Annotated in this window: 7 protein-coding genes; all 7 read right to left on the bottom strand. The window is 32.4% G+C overall.

The window, feature by feature from the left end:
- The coding region (locus WBF61_RS04610; protein ID WP_424254333.1) for a glycosyltransferase at positions 1 to 1,123 on the bottom strand (1,123 nt) is incomplete at its 3' end.
- On the bottom strand, positions 1,113 to 3,158 hold the full coding sequence (locus WBF61_RS04605; RefSeq protein ID WP_424254332.1) for a glycosyltransferase family 4 protein: 2,046 nt from the start codon (positions 3,156 to 3,158) through the stop codon (positions 1,113 to 1,115). The genes WBF61_RS04605 and WBF61_RS04610, both read right to left, overlap by 11 nt.
- A gap of 276 nt (positions 3,159 to 3,434) precedes the next feature.
- Positions 3,435 to 3,893, bottom strand: a complete 459-nt coding sequence (locus tag WBF61_RS04600; protein ID WP_424254331.1) for a nucleoside deaminase — start codon at positions 3,891 to 3,893, stop codon at positions 3,435 to 3,437.
- A 123-nt stretch (positions 3,894 to 4,016) separates the two neighbouring features.
- The gene (locus WBF61_RS04595; protein WP_424254329.1) at positions 4,017 to 4,961 is read right to left on the bottom strand and encodes a DMT family transporter; all 945 of its coding nucleotides are present in this window, start codon (positions 4,959 to 4,961) and stop codon (positions 4,017 to 4,019) included.
- Between the two features lie 24 nt (positions 4,962 to 4,985).
- A complete protein-coding gene (locus WBF61_RS04590; protein ID WP_424254327.1) occupies positions 4,986 to 5,879 on the bottom strand; it encodes an NTP transferase domain-containing protein in 894 nt (297 codons plus the stop codon).
- A 13-nt stretch (positions 5,880 to 5,892) separates the two neighbouring features.
- Positions 5,893 to 6,849, bottom strand: a complete 957-nt coding sequence (locus tag WBF61_RS04585; RefSeq protein WP_424254325.1) for a phosphotransferase — start codon at positions 6,847 to 6,849, stop codon at positions 5,893 to 5,895.
- A 54-nt stretch (positions 6,850 to 6,903) separates the two neighbouring features.
- A complete protein-coding gene (locus WBF61_RS04580; RefSeq protein ID WP_424254323.1) occupies positions 6,904 to 7,758 on the bottom strand; it encodes a LicD family protein in 855 nt (284 codons plus the stop codon).
- Positions 7,759 to 7,889 lie beyond the last annotated feature (131 nt).

Below are 7,889 nucleotides of genomic sequence, written 5' to 3'. Positions count from 1 at the left end.
AGGCAATATTAAATTGATCGCTTGAAAAAGGTAAAATAATCATCGGTTTCCCGTAATACAAGGCCTCTGTAAAGGTATTGCAACCTCCATGAAAAATAACGTTATCCATATAAGGCATTAAAGCTTTTTGTGGTATAAATTCTTCAATAATAACTGAATCAGAACGGTATTTTCTTAATTTTTCAGCATTGCTTCCTGCCGAAACAATCAATAATGAATCTGGATTGTATTTTTTTGAGCCACTTATCAGTTTTTCAAGTACATCTACTCGATTAGATAAAAATGTTCCTAGAGTTATCAATACCCTATTTTTTTGCCCTTTTAGTTTGTTAATCCATTCTTTATCTAATACGTCTTCTTCAAAACAATTGCCCATAAAGATTTTATCAGGGAGCTGATCATCCTCTTCAATCGAATCAAAATCAACATAATTGTAGAGGATTGCTTTATCTGAGACTAAACTAAAAGCATTTTCTATTTGCTTAGAATTATTCTCACTTTCAGCTAGTAGTGCATTAAAAATTGTTGTAAATTCACTTTGAGTCTTTTTAGAGACTTGTTTTAACTCTTCTAACTTCTTTTCATCAACTTGTATGACAGAAGGCCAATTTTTGGGAACGCCATAGTTTTCGTTCTCCATTGGAATCGTACGCGGATGAGGTGGACAGAACGTTATAAAAGGGAGATTTAAAGAATACAATCCTAAAGTAACTCCATATGATAAGATATCCACCACATATAGATCTACTTCTAATGAATCGGCTATTGTTTTGATTTTCAAAACCAGATCTTCTGGCTTATAAAGCATATCTTTTTTCCTATGTTTAGATTGTGTGATAAGTGTTTCAACAGCTCCTTTTCTCGTTGATTCAAAAAACTCATCCAATCGGTCTTTTTCTGAATCAGGTTGAGTTGTGCTAGTTGCTTTCCCAACATTTTTATTCTTACTAATATCTATTTCGTAAAAAGATAAATTCGCTTGTTCAACTTGATCTTTAAACTCACTGCTACACCCAAATGTTACGTCTTTACCAAGTTTTTTAAAACTTTTTGCAAGAACCAATAGTGGAGTAAAATGAGAATAAAACGGGGGACTTATAAAGAATATATGATTAACGTTCATTCACTTTGCTCCTTTTTAAAGACAGATAAAACAGTAAAAATTCTTTGGCTATTTCTTCCATAGAAAAGCGGTCTTTTACTGTCTGTTCTCCAGCATTTTGTATCTTTTCAAAAGCTAACGGATTATTTTTCAATCGCTGAATAATGGCTTCTGTTTCTTCAGAAATTGTTTTCCAACCGGATGTATCAATTAAAAATCCATTGATATCATCTTCCAAATAGCTTTTTACGCCTCCTCTTTGAGGTCCCAACACTAAAAATTTTTGTGATAAAGCCTCTAAAATTGCTATTCCAAATTCTTCTTTTTTACTTGAACAAAGGTAAATTTGCGGATAATTATCTTGATGCTCCATTATCTGCTTTTCAATCATTCTTATATTCTCATTTGATAAAGCACCAACGTGATGAAACTTATCTTTTAGATGAGGATACTCAAAGAGGTAGTCTTCAAAAGAATGAATCATTTTCTTTTCATCGTTGCTTGGATTTTCTAAATCTCCACCAATCAATAATAGATTATATACATCAGATATACTCGAATTCCCCCATGCTTTCATTAATTCGTCTTGGGATTTCTGTTGCTCTAATCTACCTACATTTAAAATAATGGGTCTTTCAAAAAAACCTTTTTTAAATTTAATGTTCTTTAATTCTTTGTAAGGATCTAGTGTATTCTCCGTATTTAGAACATTCTCACCTGCTTGTATTCCTTCGCTAATCATCCACAGCCTCTCTTTTTTATCGTCTTTAACTAATTGAGGGAAATAAGAGTGCAGTTCTTTTTCGACTGTATGATTACCTATTCCAACTATTTGATCACTTTCAGAGATTAATTCGTCCCCTATTTTTATTTTATTTAATTTTTGAAAATAGTCATTGGCCTCTAGATCTTTTAACGTCCCATCATTATTGGTCATATTGCGATGCGGGTCGGGAGTTAACGTAAAAACTAGTTTTTTACCTAATTGTTTGCTTAAAAGCGCTACTGCCCTAGAAGCATTATCTAAATACCGAACATGAAAAATATCGGGTTCAATTTCTAATTTCATTAAGAATCTATCGATAGCTCTTTTAATAAATTGTTCCTTCTTTAAAAAAGGATCTTTATTTTTTGCATCGATATAGATAGGCGCTCTCAAAAATAAATGATTCTCAGAATAAAAATTCATAAGCGATTGATTGTGTGACCATTCATTTGTGATGGTTAACGTTACTACCAGTGATACTTCTTTTGACTTAGACAACTCATTTCCTAGAGTCTTCAAAAACACCGCCATTCCACCATTATTGCCTTTACCACTATTTTCAAAATCGCCATAAAACATGGATTGTAAAATGGTTAATCCATCATGCTGTACAAGTTGTTCCTTATTAAGAATTGCCATATAATCACTAAATAATTTTTTGTTCGCTTGAAACGGAAGCAATTCCCCTATTTTTTTCTGATCTAGTTTTTCCAATGAATACAATTCTACTAACAAATCTATCAGTTGTATCTTAATATTTATTGGGTAATCTTCTTTCAGCCATTCGTAGATAGTTTGCTCGAAACCGTCTAATTTAAAATGATACAGATAGTCTATCGCTATCGAAAAAATATCCAACTGCTTTATATACTTTCTTAACAAGCTTTTTATCATTTCTTTAGTCAGTATCTCTCGATCACATTCAATGCAACTATCTATTAAAGCATAAACGGTTGATTCATCTGTTTTTTCTTGAGACAAAAGCCCTATTGCAACTTTATCGAACCCTTCTTTAGTAAGCAAAAATTGATTATCCATAATCAACTTAGTAATATAGCAATCTAAATAAGCATTTTGACCTAGATAAGATAGACTCCTGAGAATTTCACTTTCTTTTATATCTTTTTTTATAGAGAGTTGCATAATTTCTTTAAACTGATTTAATCCTGTTTTTGATTCTAAATTTTTAATGAAATTGTTTTCTCGATATTTTTCTAAAAAAAATAACGGAAATGAATACATCTGTTCTTTCTCAAAATAGTTGTTTCTTAATTCAACAAACTCATTCATGATTTACCACCTTCCTAATAGAAATCGCCTTCATCTTATTTTCATTTAAATTACTTTAATTTTTGATTTCATGTTTTAAAAATGAAGTATTGAAGCAAACTCGTAGACAATATTATAACATAGTAAGCGTTAACGAACTATTTTAAAGAACTATCATTGTTTATTCAGAAGTTATCCATCCAACTCTTTTAATAAATGTACCTAAAAAAAATAAACTTAGGGAACTACACTAAATGACTAGTCTAGTTCCTTAAGTTTTTACATTTCTTGTATCGCTTACTTGTTATTTTTTTCTACCCAGAGCTCTATTGGATCTTCTTGTCCTTTTTTTAAAGGCATCTGCTTCATAGTAAGTTTGCGATCGTCTCTATCTTTTTTTAAATCATCGTAAATAACTTTAGAAACACCTAGTCCAATTTCTGCTGCTGCCTCAACTGATTCGCAATAGTAACCTTGTTTTATTCCAGATAAGTACATCACAGATAAGCACATCGGACAGGGTTCGCCACTGGCATACATTGTGAACTCCGAAAGGTCAAGTGTCTTAAATTCTGCTTGGGCTTTACGGATTGCCAGCAATTCTGCATGCCCACTGCTATCATATGTGTGGTGCAACTCATTGACTCCTTCAGAAATTATTTCTCCATTTTTAACAAGTACTGCTCCAAAAGGTGTACCGCCGTCACGAACATTTTCTACCGCAAGCTTAACTGCTCTCTCCATAAATTTATCCATTTCTTCATTCCTTTCTTTCTTGTTAATCTAGTAATTTACTTATTTCATAACTGATTTTACTCTAACGATTTCTGGCTACTTAGTCAAAGAATACGCTACAACCTAAGATGATCATGTGAGCATCTAGTTGATGGAGTTTTTCTTAAACTTAACGATTTCTTCTAAATTGGCTGCGGCAGTAATCGACCCACCTACTATAATCAATGCGCAAACAATACTTCTAAAAGACACTTCTTCATTCAGAATAATCGCTCCAAAAACAATTGACCATGCAGAATAGGTTATATTTAAAGCCATCGCTTTAGAAGCACCAATTTTATTAATCGCTTTATAATAGAATAAATAAGAAGTCGTTCCAAATAAGGCAGCTAATAAAATAATTGATGTTGTTTTTGTTGATAGAATAGACAGCGTAAATGACCACCCTCCAACAAACGGTAATATAATGGCTCCGTAAAAAACGGCAGATGTTAACTGCCTTATCTGAAGAGCTACTCGATCACTAATTTCTTGATTTTTTAGACCATAAGCGATAATTACGGCTTCAGACGCCCAGCCAATCACACACATTAGTGCAAACAAGAACCCTAAAAGTATATTTTTTGATTCGTTTCCTCCGGGAGAATAGCCTAATGCAATGACACCTAAAATACTAGCGGTTAATCCAGCTAGTTGATACCCTTTCATTTTTTCTTTTAAAAAAATATAAGATAAAAGTGCTCCAACTCCTGGAAACAATGCGGATATGATTGCTGTATATGCCGCTCCAATATAACTTATAGATAAAACATAGCCCGTCATGCCAATTGGGCCACCCATTAAAGCTGCCAGAATAATTACTTTTCCACTTCTAGTTTTTAAAGCAGCTAGTATTTTTTGGGATTCTTTTTTGAACCCCATATAGACTAACATCCATAACGATGAACAAAAATCGTGAATAAATGTGCTAACAAATGGAGCTAATAAAATTGCTTGTTCAGTTGATACAAATGGAGTCATAACTAAAGCAATTCCCAATATTACTGTGTCTAATCCCCAAAAAAAACCTGCTAGTAAGCCATATGCCATAGCGCATTCTCCTAAACAATTTTATCAACGATTGTATCTAAGCAATTCTTTTGTTTTATAGAAATAAGAATAGTTTATGTTTTTTATAAAAAAATCAAAGCCAACCGTTTGACCCTCTTTTTTTATGGGGGTTAGTCCTGTAATCTCACTCTCTTTACACTCTAATTGCTCGCAAATAGAGTGTAAGATTATTGATCCTGTAGAATCAATATAGTGCGTGTCAAATCTTCTCAACTCATCTAGCGTATCGAATTCAATTATAACTTCCTTAGGGTATTGACGACTATATAAATTTAACTCATTGATGTGATTTAAATAGATACTTTCCCATAATAAATTCTTTGTTTCAGAATTATCATAGACAGCTTCCAAAATCTTTACAAATTTCTTTGAAAAATCCCGAGAAAAAAATACATGCCCTAACATAATCCATTTGTCTATTCCGCCTATTTCCACATTTTTTATTAACCCGGTTTCATCAGTTTCAATGCACCATTCATCTGTTTTTCCTTCTTGATAGACGGATGAATAATAGGCTTTATTAACAAAAGCCTCAAAAACGTTTTGAGTAAAGTAGTTGTCCGCTGAACAGATATACGTATTACCCAGTTTCTCTCTGACAGCGTAGAGAGTCGAATGATTATTTCGACTAGCATAATCAGGATTCTCAACTATCTTCACTTGAAATTTATCTATTAGATAATAAAACAATTCTTTTTTATAGCCCACAACAATTGTGATGTCGTCAATTCCAGCTTCTTTTAATTGACAAATTTGCCGTTCGATTAAAACTTGACCTTTTACTTTTACCAAAGATTTTGGGTATTCGTAAGAAATAGGTGCAAAGCGAGAAGAAAGCCCTGCCGCCATAATAATTGCATTTTCGACTTTAAGTAACGATTCTTTTTTCACACTCATTTCAATACTCTCCTTACTTTTTACCTTTTATAGTGCGCATCTCTAAACTATACTCTGTCTTTGGTAACAGTTCATTTACAACAATGGCATAGTACTCTTTTGCATACTCATATTGTTTTATTGCATACTCCCCAAAGTCTACTCCCAATGCACTCTTATACTCACACCAGTTACTCCAAAGCAAACCGCCTATAGCCATATAAGCATATATTTTCATTCTGATTTCAGTTGTGCATTTTCCAGCAAAATAACTCTCCATTAAATAATCTGTTTGTTCTCGATCATACATAGAATAAATAGCAAACATAGCTATATCGAAATGCGGGTCTTGCATGGCTGCGTACTCCCAATCTATAACGAAAACAGTGTCTTCTACAAATAAAAAATTGTCTGAAATAGAATCTACATGAGCTAAAACAAGTTGCTTGGGTAGCTGATCAATTAATTTTTCTAATGAGAGAACATTTTTCTTTACATCAACGTAATCTTCAAACATCAATGGTTTCCCTTTCCATAAACTTTCGTAAAATTCTATTTCAGCGAAAGGATCAAAAAAATGGGATACTTCTAGGTTGCTATTATGAAATTCTTTTAGTTTTTCCATACAACGTCGAACGTCATTTCTATCAAAGGGATCACAAACTCGGGCAGTTTCCCAAAACTCCGTTATTTTGATACCGCTCTCATAAGAAATATAAATAACATGGTCACTTATTTTTTTCCCCTTTAAAACTTCATACACATTGTATTCATTTACCCTGTTAATTAATTTATCTGTACCCACTCCAGGAATACGGATAATATAAGTTTTATCTTTAACTTCAAAAGTGAATGAATCGTTTGTAATCCCTTTTTTTAAATACGTGATGTTTTTTATTTCATTCGGTTTAACATCCATTACATCAACAATAACTGAAATAAATTCTGGATCTAGAACCTTTTCTGTACTGTCTTCATTTTGATTTCCCATTTTTTTCCCCTTCTTGTGGCACTAATCAATTAGTACACCCAATTTTATTTTTGTTTACGCTAATTTTATTTCAATAATCCCATGATGCGGCTCCTGTTCATTTAAAGGGGGCATTTCCATATAATTACCATAGTTTTTTGTCAAAATTTCATCATATGCTCGCGGTACAGGAAACTTATACCCCTCAAAATCCCAATCAATCGAGTCATAAAAGAACTCTTTTTTCAATACGAATGAATCGTACATATGCTTACTTGTTGATATGCTTAATTCCCCTACATATTTCTCCTCTTTATTATTAAATAAACAAACAAGTTTTGTAATCAATCGATCCATTTTGCTTTTGGGGATTACTTTTAATATATAATATGTAGCTTTTTTAGCTATCCTGAGTACCCTATTCTTTTCAACATCGTTTACTCTCATCACTCTACAATAATTAATTAGTTTCAATTGATCAATCGCTATTCTCTGAGCTTTCCCCTTAAGAGTTTTAGGTCTGACGTGATCATAAGGAAAGACATCTATAAAAATTCCTTGGTGCATATCTACATCTTGAACAAGATTTTCGACATAACGGGTATGGTTCTTTCTTATTTTTGAATACTGTGATTGAAAGTTCTTATCTGTATGATAATTTTGTAAAAAGTAGTTTTTATTTAATTCTTTTATACTAACTTCTAAAAACCGGTTGTATTCTTCTCTTAACATGCAAACATCAATATCGTCGTCCCAAGGAATGAAGCCGTTGTGCCTGATTGCTCCAATTAAAGTTCCTGAAAAAAGTTGATACTGAATTCCATATTTTTTACATAGTCGATCAAACTCTAATAAGATTTCTAACTGTACCTCTTGAGCCTCTTTAATCTTTATATTTAACCCTGGAAATTTCAATTCGTTTTCTTGCATGAGCATACCACCTTAATCGTTAATTTTAGTTTTTACTGGATTATTTTTTAGTTAAGCGCTATATAGGTGGTTCTATCTAGAGGTTGATTCTTATTATTCCGTATTCTTCATTTTTTTGCAAATTCAAGCCT

The sequence above is a fragment of the Carnobacterium sp. genome (assembly GCF_049673005.1).
Taxonomy (GTDB): Bacteria; Bacillota; Bacilli; order Lactobacillales; family Carnobacteriaceae; genus Carnobacterium_A.
This window is presented reverse-complemented; position numbering and strand designations above follow the sequence as displayed.

What these genes read in the sequence shown, in the direction of transcription:
- WBF61_RS04595 (WP_424254329.1), bottom strand. Translation starts at nt 4,961, where the DNA reads ATGGCATATGGCTTACTAGCAGGTTTTTTTTGGGGATTAGACACAGTA.
- WBF61_RS04605 (WP_424254332.1), bottom strand. Translation starts at nt 3,158, where the DNA reads ATGAATGAGTTTGTTGAATTAAGAAACAACTATTTTGAGAAAGAACAG.
- WBF61_RS04590 (WP_424254327.1), bottom strand. Translation starts at nt 5,879, where the DNA reads ATGAGTGTGAAAAAAGAATCGTTACTTAAAGTCGAAAATGCAATTATT.
- WBF61_RS04580 (WP_424254323.1), bottom strand. Translation starts at nt 7,758, where the DNA reads ATGCAAGAAAACGAATTGAAATTTCCAGGGTTAAATATAAAGATTAAA.
- WBF61_RS04600 (WP_424254331.1), bottom strand. Translation starts at nt 3,893, where the DNA reads ATGGATAAATTTATGGAGAGAGCAGTTAAGCTTGCGGTAGAAAATGTT.
- WBF61_RS04585 (WP_424254325.1), bottom strand. Translation starts at nt 6,849, where the DNA reads ATGGGAAATCAAAATGAAGACAGTACAGAAAAGGTTCTAGATCCAGAA.